The organism is Micromonospora sp. DT68 (assembly GCF_049847245.1).
Taxonomy (GTDB): domain Bacteria; phylum Actinomycetota; class Actinomycetes; order Mycobacteriales; family Micromonosporaceae; genus Micromonospora; species Micromonospora profundi.
The window spans coordinates 264364-281187 of the sequence record NZ_JBNCNZ010000001.1 but is presented as its reverse complement, the minus strand read 5'-3'; the positions used below and the strand labels follow the sequence as shown (position 1 = coordinate 281187).

Below are 16824 nucleotides of genomic sequence, written 5' to 3'. Positions count from 1 at the left end.
CAGTGAGGCGACGATGTGAACGGGCACAACGGAGGCTCCATCCCACGGCAGGGCGTCACCGAGCGCCAGCGAGGTGGCGACATGCCTGAGGTAAGCGACGATGCCGGGGGCCGGCGCGCGGCTCCGGCTCCCGCGCCCAAACCCAAACCCGCCTCCCGGGTACGCATGTCGGCGGCCCAACGGCGGGAACAGTTGATCGCCACGGGCCGTCAACTGTTCGCCGAACGCGGTTTCGACGCCACCTCCATCGAGGAGGTGGCGGCCCGCGCCAAGGTCTCGAAGCCTGTCGTTTACGAGCACTTCGGCGGCAAGGAAGGGCTCTACGCGGTGGTGGTGGACCGGGAGGTCCGCGCCCTGCTGGACCGGATCACCACGGCGCTGACCGCAGGGCATCCGCGCGAGTTGCTGGAGCAGGCGGCGATGGCCCTCCTGGGCTACATCGAGGAAGAGACAAGCGGGTTCCGGGTGCTGGTCCGCGAGTCGCCGCTGATGTCCGGCACCGCCAACTTCAGCAGCGTGATGAACGACGTGGCCCACCAGGTCGAGCACATACTGGGCGCCGAGTTCAAGAGCCGCGGGTACGACCCGAAGTTGGCCGAGCTGTACTCCCAGGCGCTTGTGGGCATGGTCGCCCTGACCGGCCGCTGGTGGATGGAGGTGCGCAAGCCCCGCAAGGAGATGGTGGCGGCGCACCTGGTCAACCTGGCCTGGAACGGGTTGTCGCACCTGGAGGCGAAGCCGGGCCTGATCACCTCCCGACGTCGCTGACCGGGCCGGCGACCGCCGCTGACCCGAGAGGTCAGCGGCGGTGCACCTCGGCCACCGGGTGGCTGCGCCTGCGGCGTTCCGTCTCGGCGTGCTCCTCGGACCCCACCTTGTCGTAGAGGCCGGTGCCGAGCAGGATCAGGCCGAACACCATCGACACGACCACTGTCGACATGGAGAAGTTGAGGAAGTTCGCATCGGTCTGCAGCACGGACATCATGAGGATGCTGGTCACCAGGAACACCGCCCCGGCGGTGAGGTTCATGTAGTGGCCGAGGTTGGTTCGCCGGGACGCCCCGATGATCAGGACCACTCCGAAGATCACCGAGGCGAGCGAGAAGGCCAGGTTGGTGCGCAGGCCGAGCGCCCAGTGGCTGCCTCTGTCGAAGAGCGGGTCACCGAGCGTCTCGGCGACACCCCACACGCCGAAGACCAGGATGTAGAGGCCGATCAGACCGGCGAGGACCCGGTAGAGCGGCCGTGCCGGATGGTTAACCGGAAAATGCGGCATACCTCGAGCCCCCTGAATCAACCGTTTCAGGAGGATTGTCACCTGAGATGACCCAGCATGTCCGGGTAACCACGAAAGGCGGCCGGTCCGCCGAAAGGCCGGGCCACGTCAGGTTTTCGCCGGAGCCCGAGCTGCGCAGGGATCAAGCCTGACCGCCCGGAGCAGCTCGGGCTCCGGCGAAAACCCACGGCCGCAACCAAGAGAAGCGACCAAAGGAACTCAGAGCACGAGGCGAGCCTTCTGGAACGCCTCCGCCTCCTCCTCCGAACCGACCTTGCCGTACATGCCGGCCATGAGCAGCACCATCGAGACCGTCAGCATGACGATCACGGTGAAGACGCTGAAGTTGAAGATGTTGGCATCGGTCCGGATGAACGCCAGGCTGCCCAGGCCAATCGCCATGAGGGCGTACGCGAGCCACTGGTTGATCGCCACGTCGATGTTGCGGCCAAGGACGGTGCCGACCAGCACGACGATCCCCAGAAGGATGCTGAGCAGCGAGAACCCGAAGTTCGTGCCCTGGCCGAGAACGTGGGTGTCGTCCTGCGCGAAGAGTTCGTCGCCGGCGGTCGCGATGATGCCGAGCACACCGAAGACCACCAGGTACAGACCGGTCAGCCCGCCGATCGCCCGGTAGATCGGCCGCGCGGGGTGGTTGACGGGGGTGTGGGCCATGTCTGATCTCCAACGCCGTGGGTGAGGTGTCGCCGACGATTGTCCCGCATGTGGTGGTGTGACGCCGCACACGGCCCCCGGGCCGGCGTCTCCACCCCGGTCAGCTCTCGGGCAGATCCTCGGCGAGGGTCATCCAGGTCTCCTCGATCCGCTCCCGTTCGGCGCGCAGGTCCTTGAGCTGGGTGTCCAGTTCGGCGACCTTGGCGTAGTCGGTGGCGTCGGCGGCGAGTTGGTCGAGCAGGGTGGACTCGCGCTGGTCGAGCTTGCCGAGCTGCCGTTCCAGCCGGGTCAGCTCCTTACGCGCCTGGCGTACCTCGGCTGCGGACATGCCACCGGCGGAAGGGCCGGCGGGCGCGGTCGTCGAGGTGGCAGCCGCCCGGGGTGCGCCGGCCCGCTCGGCGGTCCGGGCAAGGTACTCGTCGATGCCGCCCGGCAGGTGCACGAGCCGGCCGTCGCCGAACATCCCGAACGCGGTCTCGGTGACGCGTTCGATGAGGTAGCGGTCGTGGCTGGCCACGACGATCGTGCCGGGCCACGAGTCGAGCAGGTCCTCAAGCGCGGCAAGCGTGTCGGTGTCCAGGTCGTTCGTGGGCTCGTCGAAGAGCAGCACGTTGGGCTCACCCGCGAGCAGCCGCAGCATCTGCAACCGGCGGCGCTCACCGCCGGACAGGTCGCTGACGGGCGTCCAGAGGCGGCGGTCGTCGAAGCCGAAGACCTCGGCGAGCTGGGCTGCGGAGACCTCCCGGTCGCCGAGCTGGACCCGGCGGGCGACCTCCTCGACGGCTTCGAGGACGCGCAGGTGCCCGGGCAGTTCGGCGAGCTCCTGGGACAGGAAGGCGGGCTTGACAGTGGAGCCGGTGTTGAGGCGGCCACCGTCGGGTCTGGTGATGCCGGCGAGCAGCCGCAGCAGCGTGGTCTTGCCGGCGCCGTTGGCACCGAGGATGGCGATCCGGTCGCCGGGGCCGACCTGCCACGTGACGTCGCGCAGGATCTCCTTGGGGCCGGCGCGCAGCTCGACGTTCTCCAGGTCGTACACCTGCTTGCCGAGCCGGGAGGTGGCCATGCGCTGCAACGACATGGTGTCGCGGGCCGGCGGCACGTCGGCGATCAGCGCGTTTGCGGCGTCGATGCGGAACTGCGGCTTCGAGGTGCGGGCGGGCGGGCCACGGCGCAGCCAGGCGATCTCCTTGCGGAGCAGGTTCTGTCGGCGGGCCTCGGTGGCGGCGGCGACGCGTTCACGCTCGGCGCGGGCCAGGATCCAGGCGGCGAACCCACCCTCGTACGCCCGGACGGTCTGGTCGGCGACCTCCCAGGTGTTGGTGCAGACCGCGTCCAGGAACCACCGGTCGTGGGTGACCACCACGAGGGAGCCCTTGCGGCCGACCAGGTGCCGGGCCAGCCAGTCGACACCTGCGACGTCGAGGTGGTTGGTGGGCTCGTCGAGGATCAGCAGGTCGGAGTCGCGGACGAGCAGCGCGGCGAGCGCCACCCGGCGACGTTCGCCACCGGACATCGGGCCGACGGGCTGGTCGAGGCCGAGGTGTGGCATGCCGAGGCCGTCGAGGATGGCGCGCACCCCGGCGTCGCCGGCCCACTCGTGCTCGGCGCCCATGCCCTCGTCGAGCCAGGCGGTGCCGAGCACGACGTCCCGCACCGTGGAGTCGGGGGCGAGGGTGAGTTGCTGCGGCAGCCAGAGCACGCGCAGGTCGCGACGGTGGGTCACCCGGCCGTCGTCGGGGTCCTCCTGCTTGGTGAGCAGCCGCAGCAGGGTGGACTTGCCGGCGCCGTTGAGGCCGACCACGCCGATCCGGTCGGCGTCGTCCAGGCCGAGTGAGACGTCCGTGAGCAGCCGCCCGGCGGCGCCGTACCCCTTGGACACCCGGTCCAGATTGACGATGTTCGCCACGTTCCACCCTTCATGATCAAGGCGCCCCGGTGCCGGCGGGCACCTGGACGCCTGTCCCAAGGGTACGCGGACGTCCGCGAGAGCCTTGCCGCGCGCCCGCGACCGACCGATGGACCGCCGGGTCGACCCGCCGCAGGCGACCGGCGAACTGCGGTGGCTGACCGCCGCGGGGCGGCCGTCCGCCGGGCGGGAGACGTCAGCCGACGCGGGCGCCGGCGACCGGGCCGTGCGCGACCCGCGCCAGTCGGCACACGCCGGCGGCGGCCAGATCGGCGGCGATCCGTTCCGCGTTTGCCGCATCGGAGGCGAGGAAGACGCAGGTCGGGCCGGAGCCGGAGACGATACCGGCGAGCGCGCCGGCCGCCTCCCCGGCCTTCAGCGTGTCCGCCAGTGCCGGGCGCATGGCCAGCGCGGCGTCCTGAAGGTCGTTGCCGAGCGTACGGGCGAGGACCCGGGGGTCGCGTTGACGCAGCGCGCCGAGCAGGGCATCGGTGCTGCCCAGCGGGGTGCCGGCCGCGCCGGTGTCGCGGAGCCGGTCCAGCTCGCGGTAGGCAGCCGGCGTGGAAAGGCCAACGTCGGCGATCGCCACGACCCAGTGCCAGGACGTCGGCCGGACCAGGACGGGGCTGACGGCCTCGCCCCGGCCGGTGCCCAGCGCCGTGCCGCCGTAGATCAGAAACGGCACGTCCGAGCCGAGGTCGGCGGCGATACCTGCCAACTCGTCACGGGACAGCCCGGTGCCCCACAGCGCGTCGCAGGCCACGAGCGCGGCGGCCGCGTCGGCGCTGCCACCGGCCAGCCCACCGGCGAGCGGGATCTGCTTGCGCAGGTGCAGCCGGGCGTGCGGCAACACTCCCGCGTACCCGGCGAGGGCGTGCGCGGCGCGGATCACGAGGTTGGTGTCGTCAAGCGCCAGCTCGCCGGTGCCTTCGCCCTCCATGGTGAGCGCGAGGGTGTCGCCCCGACGCGCGGTCAGCTCGTCGTAGATCGAGATCGCGTGGTAGACGGTGTTCAACTCGTGGTAGCCGTCACGGCGCAGCGGACCCACCCCGAGGTGCAGGTTGATCTTCGCGGGGACTCGCACCTTTACCGGCCCGAGGGCACCACGCCGCTCGTCCTCGTCGTCCGGTCGCCAGGCCTCGGTCACGGGGTGACGATCCGTGTACGCAGGCGGATGTCGAATGGCTTGGCCACGATCAGCACCTCGACGGAGTGGGCGGAGTGGGCGGGCACGGCGTCAGCCTACTTCGCGGCCGGCGTACCGACCGGGGCCGACGCGGCGATCGCGGCGAACTGCTCCACGGTCAGCGACTCTCCCCGGGCGCCGGGATCCACGCCGGCGGCGGTGAGCGCGGCGGCGGCCCGGTCCGCGCCGCCGGCCCAACCGGCCAGCGCCGCGCGCAGGGTCTTGCGACGCTGCGCGAAGGCCGCGTCCACAACTGCGAAAACCCGTTCCCGGGGTACGTCGGCACGCGGTGGTTGGCGGCAGGTGAAGGCGACCAGGCCGGAGTCGACGTTGGGGACCGGCCAGAACACGTTCGGCGGCACCCGACCGGCGCCCCGGGCCTGGGCGTACCAGGCGAGCTTCACCGAAGGGATGCCGTACACCTTGGAGCCGGGGCCGGCGACCAGCCGGTCGGCGACCTCCTTCTGCACCATCACGAGACCGTGGCGCAGGCTGGGCAGCTCGGCGAGCAGGTGCAGCACCACGGGCACCGCCACGTTGTAGGGCAGGTTCGCCACCAGCGCGGTCGGCGCGGGATCGCCCAACTCGGCGGCGCGGATGCGCAGCGCGTCGGCCCGGTGCACGGTGAGCCGTTCGGCGTCCGGGCCGGCGTGCCGCGCGGCGGTGTCCGGCAGCGCCCCGGCGAGCACCGGATCGATCTCGACGGCGTGCACGTGCCCGGCGACGGGCAGCAGCCCCACTGTGAGCGAACCGAGCCCGGGGCCGACCTCCAGGGCCACGTCGTCGGGGGTCAGACCGGCGGCCGTGACGATCCGGCGCACCGTGTTCGGGTCGTGCACGAAGTTCTGGCCCAGCTTCTTGGTGGGCGCGACGCCCAGCCGGGCGGCGAGTTCCCGGATCTCCGCCGGGCCGAGGAGACCGGTCATGGCTGGCAGCGTAACGGCGACGTGGGGGCCGACGGCGCGGCCGGGCTCACCACGGGCCGAAGACCCGGTCGCCGGTGGCGGAGATGGCCGTGCACAGCTCGTCCAGGTCGGCGCCTGTGGTCGCGGCGAGCGACCGGACGGTGAGCGGGATCAGGTACGAGGCGTTCGGCCGGCCCCGGTGCGGCATCGGGGTGAGGTAGGGCGCATCGGTTTCCACGAGGATCTGGTCCAGCGGAGTCAACGCGGCCGCCTCACGCAATGCTCCCGCGCTGCCGAACGTGACGGTGCCGGCGAAGCTGAGCACGAAGCCACGGCGGACGCACTCGCGGGCGAAGTCGGCGTCTCCGGAGAAGCAGTGCAGCACCACCGTGTCCGGTGCGCCCTCGTCGTCGAGGATCCGCAGCACGTCGGCGTGGGCGTCCCGGTCGTGGACGACGAGCGCCTTGCGATGCCGTTTGGCAATGGCGATGTGCGCCCGGAAGCTCTCCTCCTGCGCGGCGCGCCCCTCGTCGCCGGTACGGAAGAAGTCCATCCCGGTCTCGCCGATCCCCCGGACCCGTTCCCGGGCGGCCAACGACTCGATCTCCCGCAGCGCCTCGTCGAGATCGGCCAGCCGGGGCGCCTCGTTGGGGTGCAGTGCCACGGTGGCCAGCACGGCTGGGTGACTCTCGGCGACGTCCGCGCCCCACCGTGAGGACGCCACGTCCACGCCTACCTGGACCAGCCTGTCCACGCCGACCGTCGCTGCCACGGCGACCGCCGAGCCGACCGGGTCGTCGGTCGACCCTCCGCCTGGTACGCCGGCCTCGCTCACGGTGATGTCCAGGTGGGTGTGGCTGTCCAGCACCGGCCGAGGCAGCGGTTCGGGGGCGGGTGGGAACTCTCCGGCCCGCCGGGCGGCACGCCCGCGGCGGGTTTCAGTGGGCTCGCTCATCAGCGACAGCATCACACACCGGGGCTGTCCAGCTGCCCGCCACCCGGCGTTCACCCCGACTACGCCGCGCGGCGGCGGCTCACCGTCACCGCGCGGCGTTCGAAGCCGGGCCCGGACGGTCACTCGGCCAGGCGGGCCAGCTCCTCGTCGACGATCGACGGGTCGAGCTTGCGGAACACCGGCTTCGGCGGGGCCAGCGGCCGACCGGCCTCCAGCGGCACCGACTCCCAACGGGCGCCGACGGAGTAGTCACCGGTCAGCACCGGGTACGACGGACCGCCGTCCAGGTCGTCGACCTGCTCGATCACCGGCATGGGCGCGTGTACGCCGGTGCCGCCGAGCAGCTCGTGCACCTGCTGCGCGGAGTGCGGCAGGAACGGGGTGAGCAGCGTGTTGGCGTCGCTGACCACCTGGAGGGCGACGTGCAGGATGGTGCCCTGTCGGGGCTTGTCGGCCTCGGCCTTGAGCTTCCACGGCGCCTGCTCGGACAGGTACCTGTTGGCCTCGGCGACCACCTTCATGGCCTCGCCGATGGCCTGCTTCTGCCGGTGCCTGCCGATCAGGTCGCCGACCGTGGCGAAGCCGGCCCGGGCCACCGCGAGCAGTGCCTCGTCGGCCTCGGTGAGACCGGCCGGGTCGACCGGCGGGATCGCGCCGAAGTTCTTCGCCGCCATCGAGACGGACCGGTTGACCAGGTTGCCCCAGCCGGCGACCAGCTCGTCGTTGTTGCGGCGGAGGAACTCGGCCCAGGTGAAGTCCGTGTCGTTGCTCTCCGGGCCGGCGGCGGCGATGAAGTACCGCAGCGCGTCCGCGTCGTAGCGCTCCAGGAAGTCGCGGACGTAGATGACCACCTTGCGGGACGAGGAGAACTTGCGTCCCTCCATGGTCAGGTACTCGCTGGAGACCACCTCGGTGGGCAGGTTGAGGCGGCCCAACTCGCCGGGCTCACCGTCACGGGAGCCCTCGCCGGAGTAGCCGGAGAGCAGCGCCGGCCAGATCACCGAGTGGAAGACGATGTTGTCCTTGCCCATGAAGTAGTACGACCGCGCGTCCTTGCCCTCGCCGTCGGTCGACCACCACCTGCGCCACGCCTCCGGGTCGCCGGAGCGGCGCGCCCACTCGATCGAGGCGGACAGGTAACCGATCACCGCGTCGAACCAGACGTAGATCCGCTTGTCGGGCCGGTCCCGCCAGTCGTCAAGCGGAATGGGTACGCCCCACTCCAGGTCCCGGGTGATCGCCCGCGGCTGGAGGTCGTCGAGCAGGTTGCGGGAGAACCGCAGCACGTTGGGCCGCCACCCGTCGCGGGTGTCCAGCCACTGCCGCAGCACCTCGGCCAGCGCTGGCAGGTCCAGGAAGAAGTGCTCGGTCTCGACGAACTTCGGGGTCTCCCCGTTGATCCGCGACTTCGGGTCGATCAGGTCGATCGGGTCGAGCTGGTTGCCGCAGTTGTCGCACTGGTCGCCGCGCGCGCTGTCGTACCCGCAGATCGGGCAGGTGCCCTCGATGTAGCGGTCGGGAAGGGTGCGCCCGGTGGACGGCGAGATGGCGCCCATGGTGGTCTTCGGCACGATGTAGCCGTTGCGGTACATCCCCTCGAACAGCTCCTGCACCACCGCGTAGTGGTTGCGGGTGGTGGTGCGGGTGAACAGGTCGTAGGAGAGTCCGAGGCCGTGCAGGTCCTCGACGATCACCCTGTTGTACCTGTCGGCCAGCTCGCGCGGGGTGACCCCGTCGGCGTCGGCCTGCACCTGGATGGGGGTGCCGTGCTCGTCGGTGCCGGAGACCATGAGCACGTCGTGGCCGGCCATCCGCATGTACCGGGCGAAGACGTCGGAGGGAACGCCGAAACCGGAGACGTGGCCGATGTGGCGGGGGCCGTTGGCGTACGGCCAGGCCACTGCCGCGAGAACGTGACTCATGAGCAGCAAGCCTAGTGACCTGTCCGGGAGCCCCGCGAACCAATAGGGGGTGCCGGGCCCGGCGGAGCGGGCCGACCAGCCCGACCGTTGGTCCGATTTGTTCCCGACACGCTGTCGACCTGCCCGTTCCGCCCTCGTGACCGGTGTGCAATGGTCGTCGTGACTGGCAGACGAACGGCGCGGGACCACGACGACCGTCCCACCGGGCCGGCGGCCGGCGACGAGCCCGTCCAAGCGCCTGACCCGACCCGAAGCGCCCGGGTGGCACCAGGCGCGCCCCGAGCCGCTGGGGTCGCGCCACAGCCCCGGCCGGTGCCGGGCGTCGGCAGGGGGACGACCAACGGCGCGGCGCTCGACGTGGAGCCGGCTCACGAGCCGGCGGACGACCAGGAGCCGGCCGGCGCAGCGCCAGTCGAGGTGGAGCCGACCACCGGGGCGCCTGTGGACGCGGTGCCACGGCGGGTGCCGGTCCGCCAGCAGAGCCGCTGGCACCGGGGTGCCCGGCGGCTCGACGCCGACGCGCCTGACGACGAGGGCGGTGCCTTCTGGGCACCAATCGAGCAGGTGCACTGGGACGGCACCCCGGTCCGGCAGGACACCGAGCCCCAGCGGGACCGGCGGGTCGTACGCCGCACCCCGCCCCGGACGACGGCGCTGCCGGACCCGTTGCCCGGGCTGGCCGCGCTGGTGCTGCTGAGCCTGGTCACTGCCTTCTTCGCCTGGGTCAGCGCGGGGCCGTTCTGGCTCGCGGTCGGGCACGCCCGGGCCGGCACAGTGGTGATCGACGAGTGCACCGGCGACGGGCTCACCCAGCGGTGCCGGGGCGTCTTCAGCTCAGACGACGGGCAGTTCCTGGCTCATGGCGTACGGGTCAGCGGCGTACCGGCCGGACGGGACACGCGGGGGGCGACGCTGCCCGCTCGGATGACCGGCCCGGACAGCGGCACCGCGTACGCCGACACCGGTGCCGGCCGACACCTGCGCTGGCTGCCGGGCCTGCTGGTGGTGGCCGGCTGCGCGGCCGGCATCGCCCGCTGGACCGGCGCGACCCGTCTGCCGGGCCGGCGACACCGCCGCTGGGCGGTCACCGCCGCACTTGCCGGCCCGGCGCTTATCACCCTCGGTTTCCTCGCCGCCGCGTGGTGAATTCACCGCCGCCGCGCGGGGAGCCCAGCGCGCCGCGCGGCGGAGTCGGGGGCCGGTTCAGCTGTGCACGATCGTGTAGACGTCGCGGCGGCGCAGGGCGTACTCGATGGCAACCTCGGTGATGGCGTCCCGGCGGGACAGGCCGGCCGCCTCCCGCTCGGCGACCGCCGCGCGCAGTGTGTCGTCGTCGGGGCGTTCCGGTGCGGTCACCGACGCCCCGGCGACCACCAGGGTGATCTCCCCGCGCGGGTCGCCGTCGGCGGCCCAGCGAGCCAGCTCACCGAGAGGGCGGCGGAGCACCTCCTCGTAGGTCTTCGTGAGTTCCCGGCAGAGCGCCGCCGGCCGGTCCGCTCCGAACGTCTCGGCGAGGTCGGTGAGCGCCGCGCCGATCCGGTGCGGGGCCTCGAAGAAGACGAGGGTGCGTTCCTCGGCGGCGAGCGCCCGCAGCCGGGACCGGCGGGCGCCTGGCGTCCGGGGTAGGAAGCCCTCGAAGCAGAACCGGTCGCAGGGCAGCCCGGAGACGGCGAGGGCTGTGGTGACCGCGCTGGGCCCGGGGGCGACGGTGACCGGCGCCCCGACGTCCAGCGCGGCCCTGACCAGCCGGTAGCCCGGGTCGGAGACGCTCGGCATGCCGCCGTCGGTGACCAGTGCCACCGTGTAGCCGCCGAGGATCACCTCGACCAGTTCCGGGGTCCGTCGCTCCTCGTTGCCCTCGAAATACGAGACGATCCGACCACCGACGGTGATGTCGAGGTCACGGGCCAGCCGGGTCAGGCGGCGCGTGTCCTCGGCGGCCACCACATCGGCGCTGGCCAGCACCTCCCGGAGCCGGGCCGACGCGTCGGCGGGGTTTCCGAGCGGGGCACCGAGCAGAATGAGGCGCCCAGCCTCGGACATTTCACCCACAACATCGTCTCCTTCATCGACAATCCATACCGCTATTGGGGACGACGGGCGCCACCGGGCACCCTGGCAGCCTACGATCGCCGGGTGACGAGTGCGTCGACAGCGCAGAGCCCGAGCGCCGACCCGGCAGACACGGTCGAGGTGACCGGCGAGCCCGGCCCCACGGCGGATCCACCGGCACCTCCGGTGGAAGGCGGCGGCGCTGCCGCTGTGATCCGCCGCCGGTTCGCCACAGTCGACGCCCGAGCGGACCGGTTCTCGTGGCTCGCCACCGCCGTGGTGGTGGCCATCGCGGCGATCCTCCGCTTCGTCGACCTGTCCAGCATCAAGGGCAAGATCTTCGACGAGACGTACTACGCCAAGGACGGCTACGGGCTGATCAGCCGCGGCGTCGAGTGGAACTACAAGGACAACGTCGCCTCGTACGTGGTGCACCCACCGCTGGGCAAGTGGTTGATCGGCCTCGGCGAGTGGGCCTTCGGCTATCAGGACGCCGATTCGAACGTCTCCGTTCCGGGCCACCTGATCACCACCTCGCCGGAGTTCGGCTGGCGGTTCTCGGCGGCCGTCATCGGCACCCTGTCAGTGCTCCTGCTGGTCCGGATCGGCCGGCGGATGTTCCGCTCGACGGTCCTGGGCTGCGCGGCCGGTCTGCTGCTCGCCCTGGACGGCTTCCACCTGGTGCTGTCCCGCACGGCGCTGCTCGACATCTTCCTGCTGTTCTTCGTGCTTGCCGCGTTCGGCGCGTTGGTGCTCGACCGGGACGCCAGCCGCCGACGCTGGGCGCGCGCTCTCGACGACGGACTCGACACGAGCCGGCCGGGTCGGGCCGGCCGACCGCCGACGGGATGGCGTACGTGGCCGTGGTGGCGTCTGGCCGCCGGGGTGCTGATCGGCTGCGCCTGCGCGGTGAAGTGGAGCGCCGTCTACTTCGTGCCCGCGTTCGCCCTGTTGGTGATCCTCTGGGAGGTCGGGGTCCGCCGGTCCGCGGGCGTCCGCCGACCCTGGCGGGACACAGTGCTCGACGAACTGCCGTGGCTGGTGCTGGCCGGCGTGCTGATCGTGGTCACCTACATCGCCACCTGGTCGGGGTGGCTGCTCTCCGACGACGGCTACTACCGGCTCGCGTCGTCGACGGCGTACCCGACCGACAAGCTCAGTGACGCGCCGGTGATCGGCCCGCTGATCAACCTCTTCGAATACCACCGCGCGGCGTACGGCTTCCACGCCCAACTCGACGATCCCCACAAGTACCAGTCGTGGCCGTGGCAGTGGCTGCTGCTCGGCCGTCCGGTGGCGTTCCACTACACGACCGACGGACCGTGCGGCGCACCGAGTTGCGCCTCGGAGATCCTGCTGCTGGGCACCCCGCTGCTGTGGTGGTCGTTCCTGCCCGCCCTTGTGGCGCTGGTGTGGCTGGGCGTGGCGCGGCGCGACTGGCGGGCCGGCGCGATCCTGCTCAGTGTGGCGGCGGGGCTGCTGCCCTGGTTCGTGCTCGCCCTCGACGGCCGGACGATGTTCTCGTTCTACGCCGCGCCGGTGCTGCCGTTCCTGGTGCTTGCCGTGGTCTACGTGCTGGGTGCGCTCATCGCCCCGGCCGGGGGCGAGGTGGGCGAGATGGCCCGGCTGACGCCCGGCGACCCGGCGTACGAGCGGCGGCTGGTGGGCAGCGTCGCGGCCGGCGCCTACGTGCTGCTGGTGGGGCTGTGCTTCGCGTACTTCTATCCGATTTTCGTGGGCAAGGTGATCCCGTACTCGGACTGGTTGTCGCGGATGTGGCTCGACGGCCGGTGGATATAGGCACCGGCAGGCGACGCGCCGCACAGCGCGACGCAGACGGGCCCGCACGCTTGAAGCGTGCGGGCCCGTCTGGACAAAGACGCGCGCCCCGATCGCCTGCCACGGGGGAAGCGGGCGATTGGGGCGCGCATGAAGAGCTTAACCACCCCGCACCACCGGCACAACGGGTCGACTTGGGTCAGATTTCCGACCATACTCACCGCGTCCAGCACATTCCTTCGATAGTTGACCGAGGGTGACCCGTCGTGGACCCTGCGCCTCGGTGATCTGCTTCGATGCCATGCGACGCCGCGGGCTGACGCGAGGGTCCAGTTCCGTGCCGCACCGCCTGCCGGGACCGGTGCGGCGATCGTGACAGGAGGCGGGGCGCTGTGGAGTTACTGGCCCGGGTCCGGGAGATCTGCCTGGCCCTGCCCGAGGTGACCGAGCGACTCAGTCACGGGTCACCGACCTGGTTCGTCCGGGACAAGAGCGTCTTCGTCACCCTGCACGTCGACGGGCATCACCAGAACGACTTTCCCCACCTCTGGTGCGCGGCTCCGCCTGGTGCGCAGGCGGAGCTGACCGCCGCCGACCCGGAACGCTTCTTCCGCCCGCCCTACGTGGGTGGCCGGGGTTGGCTCGGCGTACGGCTCGACGGCGCGGTCGACTGGGTCGAGATCGACGAACTGTGCCGGGACGCGTACCGGGAGATCGCGCCGAAGCGGCTGATCGCCCTGCTCGACGCGTCCGCCTGACCCCGCCCCGCCGCAGTGATCATCCGGACGGCCACCCGGATGATCGTCCAAAGTGGATCTCACTACACTGCGGGCCGTGATCAACTTCAGACGATCGACGGCCGTCCTCCTCGGACTGCTGGCGACCACCGCGCTGACCGGGCCGGTCCCGGCGAGAGCCGGCGAGGAGCCGGTGACCGAACCTCCCCGGGTCGAACTCGTGCTCGACGTCAGCGGCTCGATGCGCGCCGCCGACATCGACGGACGCAGCCGGATCTCGGTCGCCCAGCAGGCGTTCAACGAGGTGGTGGACGCGCTGCCGGAGGAGACGCAGCTCGGCATCCGGGTGCTCGGCGCGACCTACAAGGGCAAGGACAAGAAGGTCGGCTGCCAGGACACCCAGCAGATCGTGCCTGTCGGGCCGGTCGACCGGGCGCGGGCCAAGGAAGCGGTGGCGACACTCCGGCCGACCGGGTTCACACCGGTCGGGCTCGCGCTGCGCTCCGCCGCGCAGGATCTGGGCACCGGTTCCACCACCCGACGCATCGTGCTGATCACCGACGGGGAGGACACCTGTGCCCCGCCGGACCCCTGCGAGGTGGCCCGGGAACTGGCCGCGCAGGGCACCAGCCTCGTCGTCGACACGCTCGGACTCGCGCCCGACGAGAAGGTCCGCCGGCAATTACTGTGCATCGCCAACGCGACCGGCGGCACGTACACCGCGGCGCAGAGCGCCGAAGAGCTGACCGGACGAATCAAGCAGCTCGTCGAGCGGGCCGCCGACACCCACACCCGGGCACCGACAGTCGTCGGCGGCACCAGCGCCTGTGACTCCGCACCGCTGCTCGCCCCCGGGGTCTACGCGGACCGGGAGGCGTTCTCCGAGCACCGCTACTACCGCGTTCCGGTACGCCCCGGGCAGGAGCTGCGCGCCTCGGTGAGCATGGCTCTGGACCGGCCGGTGAACCGGGACTACGGGGTGCTGCTGCGGGCCACCGCCGCCGACGGCCGGGAACTCGTCCGAGGCGCGGACGCCGGCAGCGGACGCGCCGACGTGCTCTCCGCCGGGCTGCGCTGGTCGGCCACCGCCGACGACGAGGACGACACAGCGGCCGAGCAGAGTGCGGCACCCGTCGTCGAGCCCACCACCGTCTGCCTTGTGGTGAGCAATTCGTTCGCTCCCCGCCCCGGAACGGCCGCGACGCCCGGCATGCCTGTGGAGCTGACCATCGACGTGGTCGCCGCCGCTCCCGCCCCGGACGGACCCGACCTCGGCAGGGGCTGGGTGCTGCTCGCCCTGCTCACTGTCGCCGGCCTGCTCACCGGCCTCATCGCCGGTCTGCTCACCCGCTGGTGGGTCGCCACCTGGAGGGAGAACTGATGCGTACCCCGCTGTTCCGCCCGCTCGTCGCGCTGCTCGCCGCCGGCGGGGCCACGCTGCTGCCCGCTGCGGCGGCGGCCGCCGCCCCCACGCCGTCGCCGGGCGCCACGCCGGTGACCCGCGCCGGCACCTCGTTCCTCACCGCCACCCCGATCACCGCCGGACAGCCGGTACGGGTGGACGCCTCGGTCGGCGACCACCTGTACTGGTCGTTCCCTGCCACCGCCGGGCAGGTCCACGAGATCAGCGCCACCGTCACCTTCCCGAAGGCACGCTCCGGCGCGTCCACCTGGACCGTCGACGTCTTCGACGGGCTGCGGCGGCGGCAGGCCTGCACCGCCGGGGCGCAGACCCCGACGGTGGACGCGAAGGCGTCGAGCGTGGCGCTGGGCTGCACGCTGCGCGAGGTGCGGCCCTGGGCGGAGCCGTGGTCGGCCGACCCGCTGCCCGGCACGTACGTCGTCCGGCTCTCCGTGGTGGAACTGCCCGAGCCGGACCTCGGCGCGCCCATCGACGTGGACCTGCTTGTCGGAGTCGCCGCCGACCGGGGCTCCTCGGCCGAGGACGGTGAGCTGGCCGCGCCACTTGTGGCGAACACCAAGGCGGGGACAGTGCTCACCGCCGTACCCACTGAAGACCCGGAGGCCGACGACGACGGTGATTCGCTGGCGGCCTGGCTGCCGGATCTCGGTTCGCGCTGGATCTGGACCGGCGTTGGCGGCGTGCTCGCCGCGGTGGCCGGCGTGGTCGGCTTCGCCCTGACTCGGCGTCCCCGACGCGCCTGAGACCCACGCGCAAGCCGGTGGCCCCGCCTTCGGGCGGAGCCACCGGCGGCGGGGCCGTTCGGCGGCGGGTCGTTCGGCGGCGGGGCCGTTTACCTGCGGCGCGGGATCCAGCCGATGAAGCGATCCTGGAGAGACATGACCGGGGCGGTACGCAGATCCTCCGTGGCGGCGGCGAGACACGAACCCAGGTAGACGCTCAGCATCGCCCGGTCACCCCCGTATTCCGCCAGCAGCCGGCCGCGTTTCGTCGCGCACGGCCACTCCTCACCGCAGGAACCGCAATTCCAGCCAGGGGTCGTCGGGGCGTGCTCGTCAGCCCGTCTTCCCGGCCGTTCCGCACCATCGGTCATCGCATGTCCTCTCCAGATGTCCACGGGACTGGCGGCCGCGCACGGCCAACATTGATGGTGGTCCCCCCGGAGCCATCAGGGAGGGAGCGACGCGTCCCTCCGGTGATACATCTTTGCGGTAGCTTCTCCCCTCGTGAGAGTCAGAAAGTTGACGGTCGGCCGGTTATCGGCGCTCGACGTCCGTTTCTACCGATTGGTAGGCGACGACGATGCGTGACCTGCTGCCCCCAACCGTGGCCGTGGCCGTCGCCGGCCCCGACGACTGGGCCGGAGAGCTACTCGCCGCCGAGCAGGAATGCCTCGGCGAACGGGCGGTACAGGCCCGTCGCCGGGACTTCACCGCCGGCCGGGTCTGCGCCCGCCGGGCACTGACCGGCCTCGGCCTGCCGGCGGCGGCGGTGCCGGCCGCCGCCGACCGCGCGCCGGTCTGGCCCGCCGGCGTCGTCGGCAGCATCACCCACACCAGCGGCTACTGCGCCGCCGCCGCCGCACGCGCCACCGACCTCAGGTCCGTCGGCATGGACGCCGAGCGACACCGCGAGATCAATGCCGGGGTACGCCGACTCGTGCTGCTGCCCGAGGAGGAGGAGAACTGTGCCCGGCTGCCCGCCGGTACCTCCTGGCCGGTCGTCTACTTCAGCGCCAAGGAGACCGTCTACAAGGTCTGGTACCCGGTCGTCGGTAGCTGGCTGGACTTCCACGACGCCCACCTGAGCATCGACCCGGACGCCGGCACGTTCACCGCCCGAATCGCACCCTCCCGAGTGGACGCCGCCGACGTCGTCGACCCGCCCGCCACGATCACCGGGCGGTTCGCGGTCGCCGACGGCCTGGTCCGTACCGCCGCCGTCCTGCCGCTCAACTGAGTCGCATCGTCCACACTGGCCGGGCGGAGGCGCCGATCCGGCGCATCGA

15 protein-coding genes are annotated in these 16824 nt (G+C 71.9%); 7 read left to right on the top strand and 8 right to left on the bottom strand.

What is annotated here, in order from left to right:
- Positions 1–81: 81 nt before the first annotated feature.
- Positions 82–768, top strand: a complete 687-nt coding sequence (locus ACPXB1_RS01430; protein WP_355592640.1) for a TetR/AcrR family transcriptional regulator — start codon at positions 82–84, stop codon at positions 766–768.
- Positions 769–799: 31 nt separating this feature from the next.
- On the opposite strand, the gene ACPXB1_RS01425 is transcribed toward ACPXB1_RS01430, so the two are convergent.
- The 7 genes from ACPXB1_RS01425 to metG all read right to left on the bottom strand — a co-directional run bounded on the left by ACPXB1_RS01425 (position 800) and on the right by metG (position 8825).
- Positions 800–1276, bottom strand: a complete 477-nt coding sequence (locus tag ACPXB1_RS01425) for a DUF4383 domain-containing protein (RefSeq protein ID WP_355592642.1) — start codon at positions 1274–1276, stop codon at positions 800–802.
- Positions 1277–1495: 219 nt separating this feature from the next.
- Positions 1496–1951, bottom strand: coding sequence for a DUF4383 domain-containing protein (locus tag ACPXB1_RS01420; RefSeq protein WP_355592644.1), 456 nt, complete (start codon positions 1949–1951; stop codon positions 1496–1498).
- Between the two features lie 100 nt (positions 1952–2051).
- Entirely contained in the window at positions 2052–3857 is a 1806-nt protein-coding gene (locus ACPXB1_RS01415) for an ABC-F family ATP-binding cassette domain-containing protein (protein WP_355592646.1), read from the bottom strand.
- 196 nt (positions 3858–4053) lie between these two features.
- Positions 4054–5004, bottom strand: coding sequence for a 4-(cytidine 5'-diphospho)-2-C-methyl-D-erythritol kinase (locus tag ACPXB1_RS01410; protein WP_355592648.1), 951 nt, complete (start codon positions 5002–5004; stop codon positions 4054–4056).
- 95 nt (positions 5005–5099) lie between these two features.
- Positions 5100–5969, bottom strand: coding sequence for a 16S rRNA (adenine(1518)-N(6)/adenine(1519)-N(6))-dimethyltransferase RsmA (gene rsmA / locus ACPXB1_RS01405; protein WP_355592650.1), 870 nt, complete (start codon positions 5967–5969; stop codon positions 5100–5102).
- Between the two features lie 46 nt (positions 5970–6015).
- Positions 6016–6915 carry a TatD family hydrolase gene (locus ACPXB1_RS01400; protein ID WP_355592652.1) on the bottom strand — a complete coding sequence of 300 codons (900 nt, stop codon included), beginning with the start codon at positions 6913–6915 and terminating at the stop codon, positions 6016–6018.
- Positions 6916–7022: 107 nt separating this feature from the next.
- A complete protein-coding gene (metG, locus tag ACPXB1_RS01395; protein WP_355592654.1) occupies positions 7023–8825 on the bottom strand; it encodes a methionine--tRNA ligase in 1803 nt (600 codons plus the stop codon).
- A gap of 159 nt (positions 8826–8984) precedes the next feature.
- Between metG and ACPXB1_RS01390 the strand changes: the two genes are divergently transcribed.
- Positions 8985–9971, top strand: a complete 987-nt coding sequence (locus ACPXB1_RS01390; protein WP_425734696.1) for a hypothetical protein — start codon at positions 8985–8987, stop codon at positions 9969–9971.
- Between the two features lie 57 nt (positions 9972–10028).
- On the opposite strand, the gene rsmI is transcribed toward ACPXB1_RS01390, so the two are convergent.
- A complete protein-coding gene (rsmI, locus tag ACPXB1_RS01385) occupies positions 10029–10868 on the bottom strand; it encodes a 16S rRNA (cytidine(1402)-2'-O)-methyltransferase (RefSeq protein ID WP_425734767.1) in 840 nt (279 codons plus the stop codon).
- A 93-nt stretch (positions 10869–10961) separates the two neighbouring features.
- Between rsmI and ACPXB1_RS01380 the strand changes: the two genes are divergently transcribed.
- From ACPXB1_RS01380 to ACPXB1_RS01360, 5 genes are all read left to right on the top strand, one after another.
- Positions 10962–12677 carry a dolichyl-phosphate-mannose--protein mannosyltransferase gene (locus ACPXB1_RS01380; RefSeq protein WP_425734695.1) on the top strand — a complete coding sequence of 572 codons (1716 nt, stop codon included), beginning with the start codon at positions 10962–10964 and terminating at the stop codon, positions 12675–12677.
- Positions 12678–13048: 371 nt separating this feature from the next.
- A complete protein-coding gene (locus ACPXB1_RS01375) occupies positions 13049–13414 on the top strand; it encodes an MmcQ/YjbR family DNA-binding protein (RefSeq protein ID WP_425734694.1) in 366 nt (121 codons plus the stop codon).
- Positions 13415–13490: 76 nt separating this feature from the next.
- Positions 13491–14774: a VWA domain-containing protein gene (locus tag ACPXB1_RS01370; RefSeq protein WP_355592661.1), complete on the top strand. Its 1284-nt coding sequence runs from the start codon at positions 13491–13493 to the stop codon at positions 14772–14774.
- Positions 14774–15559 (top strand): peptidase, encoded by a 786-nt coding sequence (locus tag ACPXB1_RS01365; RefSeq protein ID WP_425734693.1) that lies wholly within the window; start codon positions 14774–14776, stop codon positions 15557–15559. The genes ACPXB1_RS01370 and ACPXB1_RS01365 overlap by 1 nt, the downstream gene beginning before the upstream one ends.
- 559 nt (positions 15560–16118) lie before the next feature.
- Positions 16119–16775, top strand: a complete 657-nt coding sequence (locus tag ACPXB1_RS01360; protein WP_355592663.1) for a 4'-phosphopantetheinyl transferase family protein — start codon at positions 16119–16121, stop codon at positions 16773–16775.
- The last annotated feature ends 49 nt before the right edge of the window (positions 16776–16824 follow it).